The sequence below is a fragment of the Nocardia vermiculata NBRC 100427 genome (assembly GCF_001613265.1).
Taxonomy (GTDB): Bacteria; Actinomycetota; Actinomycetes; order Mycobacteriales; family Mycobacteriaceae; genus Nocardia; species Nocardia vermiculata.
On record NZ_BDCA01000002.1, the window covers coordinates 258,568 to 278,404 of the forward strand.

Genomic DNA, 19,837 nt, shown 5'->3' on the forward strand with positions numbered 1-19,837 from the left:
AACCGACAACAATCCTGCCCGGAGGAGACTCGCATGCCGATCGTCACGCGCGTGACGGACCTGATCGGAAATACGCCACTGTTCGAGTTGGCCGTCACGCCCGGCGGGACTCGCCTGTTACTCAAGCTGGAGCAGTTCAATCCGACCGGTGCGGCGAAGATCCGGATGGCGCGCGAAATGGTCCTGGACGCCGAACGGCGAGGTTTGCTGGAAAGTGGCGGGCATATTATCGAGTCCACATCCGGAAATACCGGACTGGGACTTGCGGTGGTCGCGGCCGAGCGTGGCTATCGGTTCACCGCGGTCGTGGATCACCACGCCTGTAAGGACAAACTACGCGCGATGCGAGCCATGGGCACCGACCTCGTCTACGTCGCCGACGCCGGTGACGACAGTCTGGCGACCTCCGCCCGCGAGGATCTCGCCGAGGAGATGGCCGCCGCCCGCGCCGACGCGTACTTCACCGAGCAGCACAACAACGCGGCCAATCCGGTGGGCTACTACGCGGTCGCCGACGAGTTGCTCGAAGATCTGGGTCGGGTCGACATCCTGCTCTCGGCCGTCGGGACCGGAGGATCACTGTTCGGCACGGCACGCCGTTTGCACGACCTCGGACATCCCGCCCGGGTGATCGGCGTGGAGCCGGTCGGGTCGATCGCCTTCGGCGGGCCGGGCGGGCCGTACTGGCAGTCGGGCACCGGGACCCCACCCGGCGCGACCGTGGGTACCGCGGTGGACTATTCGCTGCTGGACGAGGGCGTGACGGTGTCCGACGTGGACGCTTTCGCCACCGCCCGCGCGGTGGCACGGCGATCCGGGCTGCTGATCGGCGGTTCCGCGGGCGGCTCGGTCCAGGTGGCGTTGCAGCGGCTCGAGGAGTTCGAACCGGGGTCGACGATCGTCACCATCGTCTGTGACGGCGGCGAGAAGTACCTCGACACCGTCTTCGACGACCAGTGGATGAGCGATCGCGAACTCCTCGACTACACCGCCGAACGGGCGGTCGAGGACCTGTTGGACCGCTACGCTCCCGCCCGGCCCGCCGAGACCGGACGAGATCTGGTGGGTGTGCGATGAGCCCCGCACCCACCGCCGCCCGCCCGCACCTCGACCGGGAGGTCCCCCGATGAAGCCCGGCTTCGTGACGGCACTGACCGGTCCCCGTGGCGGCGACGGCAGGCAGCTCACCGCGCTCGCCACCCCGATCGCGCTCACCCAGCTCGCCCAGGTCGCCATCTCCACCACCAATATCGCGTTGATGGGCAGTCTGGGAGTCGATCAGGTGGCGGCCGGTGGCCTGGCGCTGGTGTTGTTCAACCAGATCCGCACCATGTGCGTCGGGCTCATCACGGCCAGTGGCAACCAGGTGGCGACGGTGGTGAGCCGGGCCGAGCAACAGCAGCGGCGCGCGGATCACGAGATCCGCGACGTGGTCCGGTCCAGTTTCCTGATCGCCACCGCGGCCGGGGTACTGGGAGCGCTGATCCTGGTCGGGCTGGGGTACTGCCTGCAGTGGCTCGGACAGGACACCGCGATTCTGGAGCAGGCCCGGCCGATGATGATCGCGCTGGCGCCGGGGCTGCTGCCGTGCCTGTGGTTCCAGGTACTGCGGCAATACACGGTCGGGATGCGGCGGCCGCAGGCCCTGTTGGTGGTGACGCTCGGTTCGGTGGCGTTGAATGTCGTCGTCGCGCTGGCCCTGATGCACGGCTGGGCCGGTCTGCCCGCGCTGGGACTGACCGGTGTCGGCGTGGCGTCCTCGGTGGTCTTCCTGGTGACCTTCGCGGTGTTCTGGATGATGGTGCGCCGCGACAACACGCTCGGCCCGACCCTGCCGGTACGGATGTGGCCGGTCCGCCGCGCCACCGTCACCGACGAACTGCGGCTGGGCACCCCGATCGCGCTCACCTACGGTTCGGAAGCCGGGATGTTCTCGGTGCTGGCGTTGGCCATGGGCACGCTGGGACCGGCGGCGCTGGCCGCGCACAATGTCGTCTACCAGCTGGTCTACATCGTGTTCCAGGTGGCGGTCGGCCTCTCGCACGGTGCGTCGATCCTGGTCAGCCGCACCGTGGCACGCGAGGAGTATCGCCGCGCCCGCTTACTCGCCGGTATCACGCTGCGCCATGCCGCAGTGGTGGCCGGACTGGTCGGGGTGCTGTACCTGCTGGCCCCGGATCTGGTGCTGCGCCCGTTCCTCGCCGGGCACGACAGCGCGACCATCGAGGTGGCGCACGGGCTGCTGTTGATCGCGATCGTGCTGCAGTTCTTCGATGCCGCGCAGAACATCGGTAACGGTCTGCTGCGTGGCGTGAAGGACACCCGCGCCGGTTTCCGGTTGTCGCTGGTCGGGTACTGGCTGGTCGGCCTGCCGAGCGCCTGGCTGCTCGGCTTTCCGCTGGGCCTCGGCGCGGACGGAGTCTGGTGGGGCCTCACGGCGGGACTGGCCACGACGGCCGGCCTGATGCTGCGCCGGTATGTCGCATTGCTGCACCGTCAGGAGAAGGCCGAACCACGGCAGCTCGCCGACAGCGTGCACTGAAGTCCGCCGGTGCGCCGGTGGTCGGCGCACCCTTTTCACCAGCACGGACTCGTCCCCGACGGTCGCTGTCCAGCACGTATGCGACACAACGGTTTACACTGGGGTGCCAGGCGCGGCTGCCGTGGCCGCGTCAGCCGATCGTGAGGTGACGAGATGGTAGCCAGTGCCGGGGAACGCCAACAGCCTGCCACCGAGCATCCTGAACTGGACGTACTACCCACCTGGCCGTTGGATACCATCGCGGTCCTGTCCACCACCGATCCACTGCCGCACGCCATTCCGGTGAGCTGGCCGGTGCGGGCCGGGGACCGCCGAATCCTGTTGAGCCTGAAATTCGATCGCGGTTCGCTGGCCCGTCTGCGCGAGCGCCCCGAGGTGGCATTGGTGATCCTCGCGGGCGGCAATGTGGCGCTGTGTGCCCGCGGCCGCGCCGAGGTGATCGCCGATCCGATGCCCGGCGCGGAAGACTACGTGGCGGTCGCGATCGACGTCGAGGTGATCGACGATCATCGCCAGGGCGCCTTCGAGGTGGAAACGGGCATTACGCGCAATGTCCTCGACGAACCGGAACTCGAGTATCTGCGCTCGCGTGTCGCCACCTTGCAGGAGATGGCCGCAGCGAACAATTGACCATATGATCGCCGCCTTCTCGGTCACCCCGCTCGGCACCGGCGCGGACGTGGGCCGCGCCGTCGCCGAAGCCGTCCGTATCGTGCGCGCCAGCGGGCTGCCCAACGAAACCAACGCCATGTTCACCAGCATCGAAGGGGAATGGGACGAGGTGATGGCAGTGATCAAGCAGGCGTCGGACGCGGTACTGGCGGTAGCGCCACGCTGCAGCCTGGTGATCAAGGCCGATATTCGTCCGGGAGTGACCGGCGCGCTCACCGCCAAGGTCGACACCGTCGAGCGTTACCTCGCCGAAGACAGCTGACCGCTACCGAACCGGACCGCCGACCGCTCCGCTGGAGCACACTCCGCCGCACGGCCGGTAGTCGGACGGCACGGCCGCACGCTCAGATGCCGTACTACCGCCGCTCGGCTGTGGTGCGCCAGTAATCGCACCACTGATCTGCCGTCAATGGTGCACGGAACCCGCGATCCGCTTCTGCCGCATCCTCGGCCGCGCGGATGGACGCCGCGAAATCCAGGGTGGCCTTGCGTAGCCGCTCCTCGGCGCTCTCCGGCCCGCCCAGCTCGATCACTCGCAGCGAGTCCGGAACCAGATCATCGGGCAGTCCCGCCTTCGCGCTGCGGGAGCGGACCTTTTCCGCCAAGGCCAGCGCGGGCTGGGCCATGGCGATACCGTCCAGGCACGACCGGCGCGCCTTCTCGGTGAGTTTGCGTTCCTCCCAGGCTTTTTCCTGTGCCGCGACCTTCGCCTCGAGATCGGCCTCGAAGTCCGATGCGGCATCGGCGCCGGCCGGATCGGACAGATGTGGGCTGCGGTGCACGAGCTTGGCGACCAGTGCGGCGGCCACCTCGTCGACGGTGAACTCTCCCGCCGCCTCGGCGATCCGGGAATGGAACAGCACCTGCAGCAGCAGGTCCCCCAGTTCCTCCTTGATCGTCTCGGCATCGCCCTGCTGGATCGCATCCAGCAGTTCGTAGGTCTCCTCGAGCAGATACGGACGCAGCGAGTCGTGGGTCTGGGTGACCTCCCAGCCGCCGAACCGCCACAACCGATCCATCACCTCGGCGGCCTCGTTCAGGCTGCGCGCGATCACCGCGGAATCCGCTGCCGGGCCGGAACTCCCGGATTGTGCCGCACTCACCCGACCGGCACCTCCGCGGCCACCGCGAGGTCGACCATCCCCTTCGGCTTCCCGTCGAGCGCCAGCAGCAGATCCGCGACGAACTGCAGCACGGCCACATCGCGGACCCGCGCCGCACCGACACTGTCCTCGACCCGCGGCAGCGGCATCTGCACGATGGCGGTGGTCGGACGATAGGTGGCGCTGGGGTACAGGCGCTTGAGCCGCAGCTGCTTGGAATCTGGAAGCTGCATCGGAGACACCTTCAAGGTGGTACCGGTGACGCCGACCTCCTGGATGCCGTACTCGCGGCACAGCAACCGCAGTTTCGCGACCGACACCAACCGGCCCACCTCCACCGGCAGCGGTCCGTACCGGTCCACGAGTTCCTCCACCACCGCCGACAGAGCCGAATCATCCTGTGCCGCAGCTAGTTTCCGATAGGCCTCGAGCCGCAGCCGGTCGCTGGCGATGTAGTCCGGTGGGATGTGCGCATCCACCGGCAGATCGATGCGCACCTCCTTGACCTCTTCGTCGGTCGTGATGGGGCGCCCGTCCGCGGCAGCTCGATAGGCCTCGACGGCTTCACCGACCAGCCGCACGTACAGGTCGAATCCGACGCCGGCGACGTGGCCGGACTGTTCGGCGCCGAGCACGTTACCGGCGCCGCGGATTTCCAGATCCTTCATCGCCACCGCCATACCGGCACCCAGATCGGAGTTCTGCGAAATGGTCGCCAATCGGTCGTAGGCGGTTTCGGTGAGCGGCTTCTCCGCCGGATACAGGAAGTAGGCATAACCGCGTTCGCGGCTGCGCCCGACCCGGCCGCGCAGCTGGTGCAACTGCGACAGACCGAGCGCATCGGCGCGTTCCACGATCAGCGTATTGGCATTGGAGATGTCGAGACCGGTTTCGATGATCGTGGTACAGACCAGCACATCGAACTCACGTTCCCAGAAGCCCTGCACGGTCTTCTCCAGCGTGTCCTCGTTCATCTGACCGTGCGCGACCGCGACCCGCGCCTCGGGTACCAGATCACGAATCCGCTTGGCCGCCTTGTCGATCGAGGACACCCGGTTGTGTACATAGAACACCTGGCCGTCGCGCAACAGCTCGCGACGCACCGCCGCGGCGACCTGTTTGTCGTTGTAGCCGCCTACATAGGTGAGGATCGGATGCCGTTCCTCCGGCGGAGTGAGGATGGTCGACATCTCGCGGATCCCGGCCAAGCTCATCTCCAGGGTGCGCGGGATCGGCGTCGCCGACATGGTCAGCACGTCGACGTGCGTACGCAGCGCCTTGATGTGCTCCTTGTGTTCGACACCGAAGCGCTGTTCCTCGTCGACGATGACCAGGCCCAGTTCCTTCCAGCGCAGACCGGTCTGCAACAGCCGGTGCGTACCGACCACGATATCGACGTCACCGACGGCCATACCGTCGATCACCTCGCGCGATTCGGCGGGATCGGTGAATCGCGACAGTCCCTTCACCGTGACGGGGAAGCCCGCCACCCGCTCGGCGAAGGTCTGCAGATGCTGTTGCGCCAGCAATGTGGTCGGCACCAGGACGGCGACCTGCTTGCCGTCCTGTACCGCTTTGAACGCCGCTCGCACCGCGATCTCGGTCTTGCCGTAGCCGACGTCACCACAGATGACGCGGTCCATCGGCACCGCTCGCTCCATATCGGCCTTCACCTCGGCGATGGCGGTGAGCTGATCGTGGGTTTCGGTGAACGCGAACGCGTCCTCCATCTCCTGCTGCCACGGTGAGTCGGGGGCGAAGGCGTGGCCGGGTGCAGCCTGACGGGCGGCGTAGAGCTGCACGAGCTCGGTGGCGATCTCACGAACAGCCTTGCGCGCCTTGCGTTTGGTGTTCGACCAGTCGGAACCACCGAGCTTGGACAGGCTCGGCATCTCACCGCCGACATAACGCGAGAGTTGATCCAGCGAATCCATCGGCACGAACAGCCGGTCGCCGGGCTGGCCCCGCTTACTGGGCGCGTACTCGATGACCAGGTACTCGCGGCGTGCACCGCTGATGGTCCGCTCGATCATCTCGACGAACCGGCCGATGCCGTGCTGATCGTGGACGACCATATCGCCGGCCCGCAATGCCAACGGGTCGACCTGATTGCGGCGGCGGGCGGGCAGCTTCTTCCCCTCCCCCGGCGCGGTGACCCGGTTGCCCGTCAGATCCGATTCGGCGATCACGACCAGCTTCGCGTCGTCGAACACGATGCCGTCGTGCAGTGAACCGCACAGCACGCCGACCACCCCGGGCGCCGGTGCTGCTCCCGGTTCCAGCGGGGCCGCCGGAACCTCGGCGTCGGCGAGGCGTTCCTGAATACGTTGTGCCGTACCGTGCCCGGCGACCACGACGACCGCCCGGCCGCCGGTGGTGACGTGGGCGCGCAGGGAAGCGAAGACCGTCGCGACGAGTTCTTCCGAACCCCGCGCCGCGGGTGCCGACAGCACCGGCAGCACCACTTCGGCCGGATCGTCGGCGGCGAGTGGGCTCAGCGTCCACCACGGCATGCCGCGCGAGTCCGCGCCGGCGTGCACCACATCGAGGCCGCGGTATGCGGAGGAGGCCAGGTCCAGACCGTGCGCACCCAGCGGGGCCGCACCACCGAAGGAGGCCGCGGTCCACGACGCCTCCAGGAACTCCTGCCCGGTGCGCACCAGGTCGGCGGCGCGGGTTCGGATCTTCTCCGGATCACACAGCAGCACATGCGATTCGGCCGGCACCACCTCGGTGAGCAGCTGCAATTGCCCCGGCCGCAGCACCGGCAGCAGCGCCTCCATCCCCTCCACCGGGATCCCCTGCGCCAGCTTGTCGAGCATCTCGACCAGGGCAGCATCGGCGGGATTGTCGGCGGCGACCTTCGCCGCGGCCTCACGCAGGTCCTCGGTGAGCAGCAGCTCCCGGCAGGGCTGGGCCACAACGAGTTCGACCTCGATCTCGGTGAGCGAGCGCTGATCGGCGACCGAGAACGCGCGGAGCTCGCTGATCTCGTCGCCCCAGAATTCGACTCGCACCGGATGGTCGGCGGTGGGCGGGAAGATATCGAGAATGCCGCCGCGGACCGCGAATTCACCACGCTTGCCGACCATGTCGGCACGCTCGTAGGCGAACTCGACCAGCCGTGTGGTCAGTTCCTCGAAATCGAATTCCGCGCCGACCCGCAACACCACGGGCGCGATCTCGCCGAGGTCCGGCGCCATCGGCTGCATCAGCGAACGCACCGTGGTGACGATCACGTGCAGTGGACTCGCACCCGGATCCTCCGGATGAGCCAGCCGCCGCAACACCTGCAACCGCCGCCCCACGGTGTCCGCGCTGGGTGAGAGCCGCTCGTGCGGCAGCGTTTCCCAGGAGGGGAACAACGCCACCCCGTCGCCCAGGATCTCCCCGAGCTCGACGGTCAGATCGTCGGCCTCGCGCCCCGTGGCGGTCACCACCACCAGCGGTGCGGAACCTGCCACGGTCGCCGCCACGAACGGACGTACCGCCGCAGGCGCGACCAGCTGCACGGACGACCGCCCGATCAGTTCCCGGACCTGCTGGAGCGCGGTATCGGCACCGGCCACCTCGGCCAGTCCCGCAAGAGGTGGACGACGGCTCGGCATGAAAGAACTCCCAAGGGCGCAGATCAGCGAATAGGCGGCCTATCGAGTGTAGTAGTCCTCGGGCGAGCGCCGATCGGAGGCCGAGTCAGGGGATGTATCTCCGCAGCCTGCGGGACGCGAACTCGCGGAAGTAGGCCAGCTTCTCCTCGGGCACCAGGGCCGGTAGCAGGAAGAACCACATCCGCTCCATCCGGACCGCCATCTGGTCGATGCTCTCGGTCCCGACCGCGGTGATGTGCACTCCCGCGTTCATTTCGTGCAGCAGCATGCCGACGGTCTGCGCATCCAGCTCGGGTTGCAGGTCGCCCTGGGCGATGGCGCGTTCGGCGAGCAGGATCTGCGTTTCGGCCCACTTCTTGGTGATGTTCTCGCCCGAGGCGCCGCGGTAGTCGCCGATCTGGTGGGTCAGTTTGAGCATCGCGCCGACCATGGCGTCGTTCATGGTGAGGTCGGCGACGACATAGGAGATACCGACAGCGGCTTCGAGGGCGGGCACCCGAGGGTCGAAGAAGCCCTGGCACGCTGCCCGCAGCCGGTCGTTGCCCTGATCCACCACGGCACGAGCGAGTTCTTCCTTGGAACCGAAGTGGAAGTACAGCGCACCCTTGGTGACGTTGGATTGCGAGATGATCTCGCTGAGGCTCGCGTTGGCGTAGCCGAGCCGCAGAAAGACGTCGGCGGCGCCCGACAGCACCGAGTCGCGGGTGATCTCCGCACGCGCTTGCCTAGCCATCAGATCCGCCTGTCCTCAAACCAGCCATCCTGAAGTAGACCGATATCCCGAAGTTGACCGACATCACAGCTCGAACAGCACTTGAAGGTTGGATGAACCGTACCATCCGACCGGCCGTCACCGGCGGAATCGAGCATCAAGACCAGTCTCCTTCATCAATGCTGGGCTCAGCGCCCAGTTCGGGGCAGGGTTCGTGGTGGAGTTCAACCCGATCCACATGATTACCCCGCACTGTCGTGGCCAACCATGTCGGGCGGTGCGGCGGTCGGCCATTCGGAGGCCAATTGCGGGTCGGCCTCCAGATGGGTGAGACCGTTCCAGCACAGGTTCACCAGATGTGCGGCCACGACCTCCTTGGACGGCTGCCGCTCGTCGAGCCACCAGCTGGCCGCGGTGGCAACCATGCCGACCAGCGCCTGTGCGTACAACGTGGCGAGGCTGGTATCGAAGCCCCGGCGGCCGAAATCTCCGGCGAGAATGTGCGCGACCTGGTTGACCGCCTCGTTCAGCAGGCTGGAGTAGGTGCCGTCGGCGGCCGACGCGGGCTGGTCGCGCATCAGGATGCGGAAGCCGTCGGTGCGTTCCTCCATATAGGTGAGCAGCGCCAGCGCCACCTGTTCGAGACGAACCCGCGACCGGTTCTGGGTCAACGACGAGGTGATCATGTCCAGCAGGGTCGACATCTCGCGGTCGACCACGACCGCGTAGAGTCCTTCCTTACCGCCGAAGTGTTCGTAGACAACAGGTTTGGATACCTGCGCCCGCTGTGCGATCTCCTCGATCGAGGTGGCGTCGTACCCGCGCTCGGCGAACAGGGTCCGGCCGATCTCGATCAACTGCTGCCGCCGCTGCGTGCCCGTCATCCGCGGGCGCGGCGCCCGATTCACATCGCCCGAAGTCATCGCTCCCGCCGCCTCCCTGCGATACCTGTACGTTGGACAGACAACTCTTCCAGACCCCGGCCCATCGATTCCCGGGACCCCGGAACAGAATTTTCTGAAGCCTTCCCACCGGCAAAATTGGCCGAGACACCGGCCGGCGTGCGAGGATCAGACCGCATGCCGTGGCGCAGCGGTGGATCTCGGTTATCCTCCGGTGCGACAATCCGCCGTAGTGTAATGGCAGCACCACTGATTTTGGTTCAGTTAGTTCAGGTTCGAGTCCTGGCGGCGGAGCTGGCGACGAGGTCGTGATCCGTGTGTTCCGGTCCGACCGGTGTCCGAGTCGGCGCAGCCGACCGAGGCCCGGTACCGTCGCCGCGGCCGGGCGCGAGTGCACTAGGGTGTGGGCGGTCGGCCTGCTGCCGGCCACGACAGCCCACCACGATGACAGGCAGCCCAGGGAGATCCATGCCACAGCAGACCGCCGTCGTCGTTCTCGCCGCCGGCGCCGGAACCCGAATGCGGTCGAAGACACCGAAGGTGCTGCACTCGCTGGCAGGGCGCAGCATGCTCGAACACGCACTGCACGCAGCGAACGAGATCGACCCGACCGCGTTGATCACCGTCGTCGGCCATGATCGCCAACAGGTCGGTGCCGCAGTGGATTCCGTTGCGACCGAACTGAGTCGCGAGATCGTCTCCGCCGTGCAGGAGCAGCAACTGGGCACCGGGCATGCGGTGCAGTGCGCGCTGTCGGCACTGCCCGAGGACTTCTCCGGCGATCTGCTGGTCACCTCCGCGGATGTGCCACTGCTGGACGGACACACCCTGTCGGCACTGCTGGACGAACATCGCAGCTACCACCCGCGCTCGGCGGTGACGGTGCTGACCTTCGTCCCCGACGACCCCAACGGGTACGGCCGCATCGTGCGCGACGACGAGGGCGGGGTCCTCGAGATCGTCGAACATGCCGATGCCACGCCGGAACAGGCGGTCATCGGCGAAGTCAATTCCGGTGTGTACGTCTTCGACGTCAGCGTGCTGCGACACACGATCAGCCGTCTCACCACCGCGAACGCCCAGCACGAGCTGTATCTGACCGATGTGCTGAAACTCGCGCGCGAGGCCGGACATCCGGTCCACGGCGCCCGGCTGGTCGACGCCGCGAAGGTCACCGGCGTCAACGACCGGGTACAGATGGCCGCGGCCGCCCGCACCCTCAACCGCTACATCCTGGAACGGCACATGCGCGCCGGGGTCACCATCATCGATCCCGCGACGACGTGGGTGGACGCCGGTGTGCGGATCGCTCGCGACGCGGTGCTGCGCCCGGGCGTGCAGTTGCTGGGCAACACTGTGATCGGTGAGGACGCCGAGGTGGGACCCGATTCGACGCTGACCGATGTGGTCGTCGGCGAGCGGGCCTCGGTGGTACGCACCCATGGTCAGGGCGCCACCATCGGACCGGATGCCACCATCGGGCCGTTTGCCTACCTGCGCCCCGGAACCGTCGTCGGCGACACCGGCAAACTGGGCGCCTTCGTGGAGGCCAAGAACGCCACGATCGGCGCGCATTCCAAGGTTCCGCACCTCACCTACGTCGGCGATGCGACGATCGGCGAGCACAGCAACATCGGCGCATCGAGCGTGTTCGTGAACTACGACGGGGTGAACAAGCATCACACCGTGATCGGATCCCACGTTCGCACCGGCAGCGACACGATGTTCGTCGCACCGGTGACGGTCGGCGACGGCGCGTATTCGGGGGCGGGTACTGTGCTGCGTAGAAACGTTCCGCCGGGGGCGCTCGCCGTGTCGGGTGGTGCGCAGAAGAATATCGAGGGCTGGGTGCAGCGATACCGTCCGGGGACGGCCGCTGCGCAGGCGGCGGCAGACGCGATCGCGGCCGACCACAGGGCGAGTCAGGCAACCGAGCAAAAGGATGGCAACACAGAGTGACCGCGTTCTCCACCGACAACCAGAAGAATCTGATGCTGTTCTCGGGGCGCGCTCACCCCGAGCTGGCCGAGCAGGTCGCGAAGGAACTCGACGTCCCGATCACACCGCAAACGGCTCGCGAATTCGCCAACGGTGAGATCTTCGTCCGCTTCGAGGAGTCGGTGCGCGGCTCGGACGCCTTTGTCCTGCAAAGCTTCCCGGCACCGTTGAATCAGTGGCTGATGGAACAGCTGATCATGATCGACGCGCTGAAGCGTGGCTCGGCGAAGCGGATCACTGCCGTGCTTCCGTTTTATCCCTATGCCCGCCAGGACAAGAAGCATCGCGGACGCGAGCCCATCTCCGCCCGCCTGATCGCCGACCTGCTCAAGACCGCGGGTGCCGACCGCATCATCACCGTGGATCTGCACACCGATCAGATCCAGGGCTTCTTCGACGGCCCGGTCGACCACATGCACGCGCAGATCCAGCTCTCGGAGTACGTGCGCGCCCACTACAGCACCGAGAACTGCACCATCGTCTCCCCCGACGCCGGCCGGGTGAAGGTGGCCGAAAAGTGGGCCGACGCCATGGACGGCGCCCCCGTCGCGTTCATCCACAAGACCCGCGACCCGCTGGTGCCCAACCAGGTCAAATCGCATCGCCCGGTCGGTGATGTCGCGGGTCGCACCTGCATCCTGATCGACGACATGATCGACACCGGCGGCACCATCGCGGAAGCGGTGCGCGTGCTGCGCGAAGCGGGAGCCGGTGACGTGGTCATCGCCACCACCCACGGCGTGTTCTCCGCCCCCGCGGCCGAGCGCCTCGCCTCCTGCGGCGCCAAAGAGGTCATCGCCACCAACACCCTCCCGATCACCGACGACAAGAAGTTCCCCTCCCTGACCGTGCTCTCCATCGCTCCGCTGCTGGCGCGCACAATCCGTGAGGTATTCGAGAACGGATCGGTAACCGGCCTGTTCAACGGCAACGCCTAGCTCCCCCGCCTCTCCGCGATTTCAGCGTGTCGTCGGGTGGGTGGTCGGGCTGGTTGTCGGGCCCACCCTGCGTACGGGGTGCGTTTCGGGCGTGCCCGGTGAGTTACCCATGTGCTTGCGAGATCAGTCGTCCCGTTGGTTCGCTTCGGTCGTTTGTCGGCTCGATTCGGTTGGCGTCGGGGCGGCTGGTTTCGTTTGTTTGTCACGCTTGTGGGGGATCAGCGGTAGCGTTGGGGTGAGTGCATTGGGTGCTCGTTATGTGCTCGGCCTGCGAGGAAGGTGGGTCGGATGGCCGACGAACGCGATGGATACCGGGTAACCGACGAGGTGTTCGAGATGGGCGATGAAGAGCGCGAGGATCTCGATTACGACCTGGGTGAAGACGACCAGGCCGACGAGGTTCGCGAGTACCAGCGCTACATCTACGATCCGCCGGCGAACCTGGAAATCACATATCACGAGAACGACGACAACGGGCGGCTCGGCATCGGCAGCGAACTCGATCAGGAGTGGACCCGGCGACGGCATCGCCAGGAGCTGCGGGACGAGGACTACCGGGCGGCCGAACTGGCCGCTATCGAAGTTGTCGACGGGCCCGGCGACTGAGGCCGGAGCCAGAAAGACGGGCCGGGAGAGGTCCGTGGGTGGCGGTGTCCGTGGTGCCGGTTAAGTTGGCGGGATGAGCGGATTCGACGGGTTCCCGTTCGCCGGGCTCGATTTCTACGAGGATATGGAAGCCGACAACTCGAAGGCTTTCTGGACCGCGCACAAGCACGTCTACGAGACGTCGGTGCGGGCGCCGATGACGGCGCTGACCGCGGAACTGGAAGAGGAGTTCGGTACCGCGAAAATCTTCCGGCCCTATCGCGACGTGCGGTTCTCCAAGAACAAGACACCCTACAAAAGCCATCAGGGGGCATTCGTCTCCGTCGCCTCGGGCGCCGGGTGGTACGTGCAGATCGGCGCACCCGGGCTGTTCGTCGCGGGCGGGGTGTACTCGATGACACCCGAGCAACTGGCACGGCTGCGCACCACCATCGACACCGAGGTGCGCGGCAACGAGCTACAGGCGCTGCTCGACGAACTGACGGCCGCGGGCTACGAGCTCGGCGGAGACAAACTGAAAACCAAACCCAAGGGTTATTCGGCCGACCACCCGCGCATCGAACTGCTCCGGCACAAGTCCCTCGTGGTGCGCCGCGACTTCGGCGCACCGGACTGGCTGGAAACACCGCGGGCGGCAACCGAAATCCGCGATACCTGGCGGGATATGCGGCCACTGGTGGACTGGCTGGGCGCGGTGGTCGGCCACTGACACGCGGCAACCGATGTCAGCGTCGTCCGGCGAGGACCAGTGCGAAGCGATCGTCGGAGTCGGTCCACACCTGCTCGGTGTCGAACCCGGCAGCCGCCAACTCCGCGGTGAGCCCGTCGACCCGGAACTTCGCCGAAATCTCGGTGCGCATCTGCTCCCCCTCGGCGAAATCGACGGTCAGGTCCAAATCGGCGACCGTGACAGTCATCGCACGGGTCGCACGCAACCGCATCTCGATCCACTCGTTGTCCGCATCCCAGTGCGCGATATGGTCGAAACTGTCCGGATCGAAATCGGCGGGCAGCCGAGAGTTCAATACGTGCAGCACATTCCGGTTGAATTCGGCGGTGACACCCGCGGCATCGTCGTAGGCCGGGACCAGAATCGCCGGATCGGTCACCAGTCCCGCGCCCAGCAGCAACTGCTCCCCCGGTTCGAGAACCTGCTGGATGCCGCCGAGGAATTCCGCACGTTCGGCGGCGACCATATTGCCGATGGTGCCGCCCAGGAAAGCGATCATCCGGCGGCCACCCCGAGGCAGGTTGTGCAGTGTGTCGGTGAAATCGCTGACCACACCGTGCACCGCGAGACTCGGGAATTCCGCACCGACCTGCTGCGCCGCGCCGCGCAGCGCGGACACCGAAACATCCTGCGGTACATAGGTCTTCAACGGGCCTTCCGACAGCAGCGCGGACAGCAGCAATCGTGTCTTGGCGGCCGAACCAGACCCCAGTTCGACCAGCACCTCGGCCTGGGCGGTCCGCGCGATCTCGCCGACGACGCGCTCCAGCAGAGCACGTTCGGTCCGCGTCGGGTAATACTCCGGCAGCGCGGTGATGGCCTCGAACAACTCACTACCGCGCGCATCGTAGAACCACTTGGGCGGCAGGCTTTTCGGGGTGGAGGTGAGCCCGGTGCGAGCATCCGAACGCAGCGCCGCATCGAGGTCGCTGTCGGTGAGATGGATGTCGAGCGTCGGTTCGATCATGTCAGGGCCCTTTCGCAACTATCCGCGAAGTCGTGGTCATCGAGTGATTCGATATGTAAACGCCGAGGTGACACGGACACCAGTTGTCGATCCGGAATCGGCTGCCAGCGTGGATGGTCGTCGTACGGTTCCGATGCCACGACCACGGAGTCGTCGACGGCGAGCACCGACAGCGAGTGATACACACTGGTCGCCCAGAGATTCTCACCATCGCCGAGCAGCAGGTTCAACCGCGCATCCGGCGCCTGGTCGAGCACGCGTCGCACCACCCGTGCCAACGTCCGACGGTGCCGGACTCCTGTGCTCCTCACCTTCCCGCCCGGCCCGCTCTCCTCGGCGGACAACGCGGCATGCAGAATCACCCACAGCGCCGCCGAATCTGTCGCCGATTCGGCCTCGGTCAGGTCCGCCCCGAATTCCTGCGCCACCGCGGGCAGGACCCGGCGCCAGTCCGGAATCACCCCGTTGTGGCTGAACGCCCACCGCCCATCGACGAACGGCGCGCAGGCACTCCGTTCCACCGGCATACCGACAGTGGCCGATCGGACCGCGGCGAGCACCGAGGTGGAGCGCAGCTGCGGCAGCACCTCGTCCACCGCCGGATCGGTCCAGATCGGTGCCGGGTTGCGGTAGCGGGTGGCCCCCTCCTGCGGCGTCCACCAGGCGACGCCGAATCCGTCGGCGTTGATCGTCCCGCCACGGCGCATATCGCGCGGCGCCCAGGACTGGGTGCGGAGCGAATGCTCGCCGCGGGTGAGCACGTCACCGACCGCGACCGGTGGGCCCAGATAGCCGAGATGGCGGCACATCAGCGCTCGTCCGGCCGCAGGTCGCGGGCGAGGCGGAACCCGGAGAAGATCTGGCGGCGGATCGGGTGGTCCCAATTGCGGAAGGTGCTGCGGCAAGCCACCGGATCGGTGCCGAACGACCCGCCACGCAGCACCCGGTAGTCGCCGCCGTGGAACACCTCCGAGTACTCGCGGTACGGGAAGGCCTCGAACCCCGGATACGGTTCGAATCCGGAGGCGGTCCACTCCCACACGTCGCCGATCAACTGATGCACCCCGGCGGGTGAGGCACCGGTCGGGTAGGCCCCGACGTCGGCGGGTTCCAGATGCACTTGACCGAGGTTGGCGGTGTTCTCGTCGGGTTCGGTATCCCCCCACGGGTAACGGTGGCAGCGCCCGGTGTACGGGTCGTAGCGTGCCGCCTTCTCCCATTCGGCTTCGGTGGGCAACCGCTTTCCGGCCCAGGTGGCGTAGGCCTCGGCCTCGAACCAGCACACGTGTACCACCGGCTGCTGCGGCCGCACCGGGCTCAGAATGCCGAAGACCGTGCGCCACCAGGTGTCGTCACTGTCGCGCTGCCAGAATTGCGGTGCCGTGAGCCCGGCGTCGAGGCGGTGTTTCCAGCCGCGCCGGGACCACAGCTCGGGGCGCTCGTATCCACCGTCGTCGATGAATGCCTGATACTGCGCATTCGTCACCGGAGCCGCGTCGATGGCGTATCCGGGCAGCTCGACGCGGTGTTCGGGACGTTCGTTGTCCAACGCCCACGGATCGGTGCTGGTGCCCATGGTGAACGCCCCGGCCGCGATGATCACCTCCTCGCCCACCGGCACACGGGCCGCGGGCGGGGCGGTGGCCGACAGCGCCGGGGTGCCGGGGCGCAGCTGATGGGTGGCCAGCATCGTCTCGCAGTGCTGCTGTTCGTGCTGGGCGATCATGCCGAAGGCGAAACCGTTGTGCACCAGCCGATGCCCGGCCAGCGGGCTGGCCTCGAGCACATCCCAGACCTTGTCGCGCACGGTGTGCACATAGCCGCGGGCCTGTGTCGGGTCGAGCAGCGGCAGTGCCGGCCGGTCGGCACGGGCATGCCGGAAGGCGTCGTAGAGGTGATCGATATCGGCCCGGACCGGCTCCCGGCCGCCGACGTCGCGGACCAGCCAGAGCTCCTCCTGATTGCCGATATGGGCCAGATCCCACACCAGCGGGCTCATCAGCGGGGAGTGCTGTGCGACCAGGTCGGCCTCGTCGACCGCCTCGGTCAGGGCGGTCGTGCGCTCACGCGCCCTGGTCAGGACGGCTTCGATCGCACCGCGCAAACGCTGCGTTGCGGCGTGGTCTGTTCCGGCGTGAACGGTCATCGGTGTTCTCCCAGGGGTCGTGCCCGGCGGCCTCGTCGCACCGAGCGCGGTGTGCGTGGGTCGTCATGTCGTCACTGTGTATCCGGTTCGAGTGTGGGACGCGTGCTCACTCCGTCGGGTGTGCGTGCGTCGCGGCAGCGGCGGACCGCGTCCGCAATCTGCCCGGCTGCGATGCCGGTGCGCGCGTTGTCCGCTGCCAGGGTCAGCAGGTCGACTGCCACCGAGCGGATCTGCGCCTCGGCCAGCCCGCAGCGCGAGGCGCGCGACCATTCACCGGCGACCGGCTCGGCTACCGCGGCCGCCTCGGTCACCACCTCCGGCGCCGACATCAGCGCGTCGAGCACGTGAATCGGCACCGTCCACCGGTCCCCCGGCTGCGCGTCCAGATAGCGGACCTCGAGATGGCCGGCGGCGCGCACCGGCGGAAACAGCGTGGTGAGGTGATAGTCGAGATCGGCCACCTCCGGAGCCCGCCCGATCTCGTCGTCGAGCGCACCGCACAGCCAGTCGGCGAAACTCGCGCCGGGCGGCGCCGACCAGTCGGCCTCGTTCTCACCGCCGCGCACGCACAGCAGCGGCACGTCCAGCGCCCACCGGGCGTACTCGGCGACCGGATCGCCCCAGGTACGGACGGGTGGGCGGGTGCGGGTGTGGTCCAGGCGCAGCCAGGTGCGCATGCGTTGGGAGGCCCAGGTTCCGGTCGGAGCGCCGTGCAGGTCCGGGGAGCAGGCGAAGGCAGCCACCAGCGCCGGTCCGATGGCGTACAGGGTGTTCCACCGGGCCGTGATTTCGGGGCGGTCACCGCCGGCATCCACACTGACCTGGGTGGCGGCGGTATTGCACATCATCAGCTTGCCGTAGGGCCCGATGCCGGCGAACGAACGTTCCATGGCGTGATAACGCGGGAGACGCAGCAGCCGGCGGGCCCGTCGATCGGCGTCCGCGGCGGCGGATACGGTTCGGATGGAACGTGTTTCGAGCAGCCCGGCCAGGAAGCGGGAATCCGCGAGCAGCCCTGCGCACAACTGCGCGGCATCGTCGAAGGGGGCGCTGGACAATTCGATCTGCCCGCCGGGCTCCAGCGTGATCCGGCTGCCACCCGGCAGGGGCTTGGCGGGAGAGCCGGGGGCGATGGTTCGCGGTGCGTAGGGTCCGAGCGCCTCCGCGAGCACCGCGGGCCGGGGACGCGTGTCCGGCGCCGACGACTCACCGCAGACGGTGAGCCACTCCAGTTCGGCACCGATCAAGGAGGGCGGACCTTGTTTGAAACACACACCTCCCACATATGCCTCCGCAGCGGCACGCGAGGACAGGCCGACACCCGGTTCGGCCGGTGATCTATCCACCGTTACCGCCATGCCTACCTCCGCTCGTCCCGCGGGACACCCACCGCGTCCGGCCGACCCACCTGCCGGCCCTTGCGTGTAGTCGTGCGGCGGAGGACCGATCCCGGATCTTCCGCCGACTCGAACCAGAGTAACCGCGCCTACCGACACGTAACCGGTCGAAAAGGTGAATAAGGTGGTCATCCCCGGCGTCGAGGCCCCTGAATCCGGACCTGCGCGGTCCCGATGGCCTACCGTCGATCGGGTGCTCGATACCGCCCGCATCCGCGCCGATACCCCCGCCTACGCCGACCGCACCGGGGAGCCGCCGGTATTTCTCGACAGTGCCGGATCATCACTCCCACCCCGCGTCGTACTCGACACCGTCATCGAGCATCTGCGGCGTGAAGCCGAGATCGGCGGGTATCGCGCCGCCACCGAACGCCTCGACGATCTGGCCGGGGTGAAATCGGCGATCGGCACCCTGATCAACGCCGACCCCACGGCGATCGCGCTCAGCGACAGCGCCTCCCGCGCCTGGAGCGACTTCTTCTACGCCGTACCGCTGGTCCCCGGCGACCGCATCCTGATCTCCGGATCCGATTATGCGAGCAATGCGATCGCCGCACTGCAGCGCGCGCGGGCGGCCGGCGCGACCGTGGAGGCGATTCCGAGCGACGAGACCGGGCAACTGGACCTCGCAGCACTGGACTCGATGCTCGACGAGCGAGTGCGGATCGTCTCGCTGCTCCATGTGCCGACCAACGGCGGCCTGGTCAACCCGGTCGCCGAAGCCACCCGGATCGCGCACCGGGTCGGCGCGCTGGTCCTGCTGGACGCATGCCAATCGGCGGGCCAGCTGCGGCTGGATGTCGCCGAACTCGGGGTGGACGCGATGTCGGCGACGGGCCGCAAATGGCTGCGGGGCCCGCGGGGGACGGGCTTTCTCTACGTCCGCCCGCAGGTGTGCCGGGAGCTCGAACCCAGCCGGCTGGATCTGCACAGCGCGTCGTGGACCGGACCGCAGGAGTACCGCCTGGCCGCAGGCGCCACGCGGTTCGAATTCTGGGAATGCGATGTGGCGGCGCGGCTCGGTCTCGGTGCCGCCGTGCAGTACCTGCTCGACGTCGGCCCCGATGCGGTGTTCGCCACGATTGCCGCGCATGCCCGCCGGCTGCGCGAGGGGCTCGGTGCCGTCACCGGGGTGACGCTGCGCGACCTCGGCACCGCCCATGCCGGCATCGTGTCGTTCACCGTCGACGGTCGCGATTCGGTCGAGGTGTGGAAGCAATTGCGACAAGCCGATATCACGGTGACCGTGAGTCACAGCGGATCGACGCTGCTGGACATGTCGGCGCGCGGACTCGACTCGGTGGTCCGCGCCTCACCGCACTGCTTCGTCGATACCGCAGAACTCGACCGTTTCCTCACCGCGGTGGCCGATCTCGCGCGCTGAGTGGATACCGGTCCGCCAGCGGCACCCGGTCGCCGTACACCAATGCGATCGGCCGGCCGAGCGCGTCACCGACCGCTCCGCCGAGTAATACGCCGCGGAACCGGTCGTAGATCAGTGTGTGGCCCTGCACCG

General features: G+C 67.5%; 18 protein-coding genes and 1 tRNA gene. 10 read left to right on the top strand and 9 right to left on the bottom strand.

Going from position 1 to position 19,837, the window contains the following annotated elements:
* Positions 1 to 33: 33 nt before the first annotated feature.
* The 4 genes from NV2_RS04865 to NV2_RS04880 all read left to right on the top strand — a co-directional run bounded on the left by NV2_RS04865 (position 34) and on the right by NV2_RS04880 (position 3,476).
* Positions 34 to 1,077: a PLP-dependent cysteine synthase family protein gene (locus NV2_RS04865; RefSeq protein WP_067869909.1), complete on the top strand. Its 1,044-nt coding sequence runs from the start codon at positions 34 to 36 to the stop codon at positions 1,075 to 1,077.
* A gap of 49 nt (positions 1,078 to 1,126) precedes the next feature.
* Positions 1,127 to 2,542, top strand: a complete 1,416-nt coding sequence (locus NV2_RS04870; RefSeq protein WP_067869912.1) for an MATE family efflux transporter — start codon at positions 1,127 to 1,129, stop codon at positions 2,540 to 2,542.
* Between the two features lie 153 nt (positions 2,543 to 2,695).
* Entirely contained in the window at positions 2,696 to 3,172 is a 477-nt protein-coding gene (locus NV2_RS04875; RefSeq protein ID WP_067869915.1) for a pyridoxamine 5'-phosphate oxidase family protein, read from the top strand.
* A gap of 4 nt (positions 3,173 to 3,176) precedes the next feature.
* A complete protein-coding gene (locus NV2_RS04880) occupies positions 3,177 to 3,476 on the top strand; it encodes an MTH1187 family thiamine-binding protein (RefSeq protein WP_067869917.1) in 300 nt (99 codons plus the stop codon).
* A 94-nt stretch (positions 3,477 to 3,570) separates the two neighbouring features.
* Here NV2_RS04880 and NV2_RS04885 read toward each other — a convergent pair whose 3' ends face one another.
* The 4 genes from NV2_RS04885 to NV2_RS04900 form a co-directional block, all read right to left on the bottom strand.
* Positions 3,571 to 4,233 (bottom strand): nucleoside triphosphate pyrophosphohydrolase, encoded by a 663-nt coding sequence (locus NV2_RS04885; RefSeq protein WP_084473969.1) that lies wholly within the window; start codon positions 4,231 to 4,233, stop codon positions 3,571 to 3,573.
* A gap of 80 nt (positions 4,234 to 4,313) precedes the next feature.
* A complete protein-coding gene (mfd, locus tag NV2_RS04890) occupies positions 4,314 to 7,925 on the bottom strand; it encodes a transcription-repair coupling factor (protein WP_067869920.1) in 3,612 nt (1,203 codons plus the stop codon).
* 85 nt (positions 7,926 to 8,010) lie between these two features.
* Positions 8,011 to 8,658, bottom strand: a complete 648-nt coding sequence (locus tag NV2_RS04895) for a TetR family transcriptional regulator (RefSeq protein WP_067869922.1) — start codon at positions 8,656 to 8,658, stop codon at positions 8,011 to 8,013.
* 221 nt (positions 8,659 to 8,879) lie between these two features.
* Entirely contained in the window at positions 8,880 to 9,521 is a 642-nt protein-coding gene (locus NV2_RS04900) for a TetR/AcrR family transcriptional regulator (RefSeq protein ID WP_174550554.1), read from the bottom strand.
* A gap of 241 nt (positions 9,522 to 9,762) precedes the next feature.
* On the opposite strand from NV2_RS04900, the gene NV2_RS04905 reads away from it, so the two are divergent.
* The 5 genes from NV2_RS04905 to NV2_RS04925 all read left to right on the top strand — a co-directional run bounded on the left by NV2_RS04905 (position 9,763) and on the right by NV2_RS04925 (position 13,790).
* Positions 9,763 to 9,833, top strand: a tRNA-Gln gene (locus NV2_RS04905).
* Positions 9,834 to 10,007: 174 nt separating this feature from the next.
* Entirely contained in the window at positions 10,008 to 11,498 is a 1,491-nt protein-coding gene (glmU, locus tag NV2_RS04910) for a bifunctional UDP-N-acetylglucosamine diphosphorylase/glucosamine-1-phosphate N-acetyltransferase GlmU (protein ID WP_067869928.1), read from the top strand.
* Complete coding sequence (locus NV2_RS04915) at positions 11,495 to 12,475, top strand: ribose-phosphate diphosphokinase (protein WP_067869931.1); 981 nt, start codon at positions 11,495 to 11,497, stop codon at positions 12,473 to 12,475. The genes glmU and NV2_RS04915 overlap by 4 nt, the downstream gene beginning before the upstream one ends.
* A gap of 288 nt (positions 12,476 to 12,763) precedes the next feature.
* Positions 12,764 to 13,081, top strand: a complete 318-nt coding sequence (locus NV2_RS04920; protein WP_245662447.1) for a hypothetical protein — start codon at positions 12,764 to 12,766, stop codon at positions 13,079 to 13,081.
* A 73-nt stretch (positions 13,082 to 13,154) separates the two neighbouring features.
* The gene (locus NV2_RS04925) at positions 13,155 to 13,790 is read left to right on the top strand and encodes a DUF2461 domain-containing protein (protein WP_067869934.1); all 636 of its coding nucleotides are present in this window, start codon (positions 13,155 to 13,157) and stop codon (positions 13,788 to 13,790) included.
* Between the two features lie 16 nt (positions 13,791 to 13,806).
* On the opposite strand, the gene egtD is transcribed toward NV2_RS04925, so the two are convergent.
* The 4 genes from egtD to egtA all read right to left on the bottom strand — a co-directional run bounded on the left by egtD (position 13,807) and on the right by egtA (position 18,282).
* Positions 13,807 to 14,778, bottom strand: coding sequence for an L-histidine N(alpha)-methyltransferase (gene egtD, locus NV2_RS04930; RefSeq protein WP_067869937.1), 972 nt, complete (start codon positions 14,776 to 14,778; stop codon positions 13,807 to 13,809).
* Positions 14,775 to 15,587 carry an ergothioneine biosynthesis protein EgtC gene (gene egtC, locus NV2_RS04935; protein WP_067869940.1) on the bottom strand — a complete coding sequence of 271 codons (813 nt, stop codon included), beginning with the start codon at positions 15,585 to 15,587 and terminating at the stop codon, positions 14,775 to 14,777. The genes egtD and egtC overlap by 4 nt, the downstream gene beginning before the upstream one ends.
* Positions 15,587 to 16,924 carry an ergothioneine biosynthesis protein EgtB gene (gene egtB / locus NV2_RS04940; protein ID WP_067869943.1) on the bottom strand — a complete coding sequence of 446 codons (1,338 nt, stop codon included), beginning with the start codon at positions 16,922 to 16,924 and terminating at the stop codon, positions 15,587 to 15,589. The genes egtC and egtB overlap by 1 nt, the downstream gene beginning before the upstream one ends.
* 71 nt (positions 16,925 to 16,995) lie before the next feature.
* A complete protein-coding gene (egtA, locus tag NV2_RS04945; protein WP_067869946.1) occupies positions 16,996 to 18,282 on the bottom strand; it encodes an ergothioneine biosynthesis glutamate--cysteine ligase EgtA in 1,287 nt (428 codons plus the stop codon).
* 232 nt (positions 18,283 to 18,514) lie between these two features.
* Between egtA and NV2_RS04950 the strand changes: the two genes are divergently transcribed.
* Positions 18,515 to 19,705, top strand: coding sequence for an aminotransferase class V-fold PLP-dependent enzyme (locus NV2_RS04950; protein ID WP_067869948.1), 1,191 nt, complete (start codon positions 18,515 to 18,517; stop codon positions 19,703 to 19,705).
* Here NV2_RS04950 and NV2_RS33050 read toward each other — a convergent pair.
* A complete protein-coding gene (locus NV2_RS33050) occupies positions 19,677 to 19,835 on the bottom strand; it encodes an ADP-ribosylglycohydrolase family protein (protein ID WP_168436053.1) in 159 nt (52 codons plus the stop codon). The genes NV2_RS04950 and NV2_RS33050 overlap by 29 nt on opposite strands.
* Between the last annotated feature and the right edge of the window lie 2 nt (positions 19,836 to 19,837).

Coding starts and splice junctions, on each gene's coding strand:
- NV2_RS04865 (WP_067869909.1), top strand. CDS start 34: ATGCCGATCGTCACGCGCGTGACGGACCTGATCGGAAATACGCCACTG.
- NV2_RS04870 (WP_067869912.1), top strand. CDS start 1,127: ATGAAGCCCGGCTTCGTGACGGCACTGACCGGTCCCCGTGGCGGCGAC.
- NV2_RS04875 (WP_067869915.1), top strand. CDS start 2,696: ATGGTAGCCAGTGCCGGGGAACGCCAACAGCCTGCCACCGAGCATCCT.
- NV2_RS04880 (WP_067869917.1), top strand. CDS start 3,177: ATGATCGCCGCCTTCTCGGTCACCCCGCTCGGCACCGGCGCGGACGTG.
- NV2_RS04885 (WP_084473969.1), bottom strand. CDS start 4,233: ATGGATCGGTTGTGGCGGTTCGGCGGCTGGGAGGTCACCCAGACCCAC.
- mfd (WP_067869920.1), bottom strand. CDS start 7,925: ATGCCGAGCCGTCGTCCACCTCTTGCGGGACTGGCCGAGGTGGCCGGT.
- NV2_RS04895 (WP_067869922.1), bottom strand. CDS start 8,658: ATGGCTAGGCAAGCGCGTGCGGAGATCACCCGCGACTCGGTGCTGTCG.
- NV2_RS04900 (WP_174550554.1), bottom strand. CDS start 9,521: ATGACGGGCACGCAGCGGCGGCAGCAGTTGATCGAGATCGGCCGGACC.
- glmU (WP_067869928.1), top strand. CDS start 10,008: ATGCCACAGCAGACCGCCGTCGTCGTTCTCGCCGCCGGCGCCGGAACC.
- NV2_RS04920 (WP_245662447.1), top strand. CDS start 12,764: ATGGCCGACGAACGCGATGGATACCGGGTAACCGACGAGGTGTTCGAG.
- NV2_RS04925 (WP_067869934.1), top strand. CDS start 13,155: ATGAGCGGATTCGACGGGTTCCCGTTCGCCGGGCTCGATTTCTACGAG.
- egtD (WP_067869937.1), bottom strand. CDS start 14,778: ATGATCGAACCGACGCTCGACATCCATCTCACCGACAGCGACCTCGAT.
- egtC (WP_067869940.1), bottom strand. CDS start 15,587: ATGTGCCGCCATCTCGGCTATCTGGGCCCACCGGTCGCGGTCGGTGAC.
- egtB (WP_067869943.1), bottom strand. CDS start 16,924: ATGACCGTTCACGCCGGAACAGACCACGCCGCAACGCAGCGTTTGCGC.
- egtA (WP_067869946.1), bottom strand. CDS start 18,282: ATGGCGGTAACGGTGGATAGATCACCGGCCGAACCGGGTGTCGGCCTG.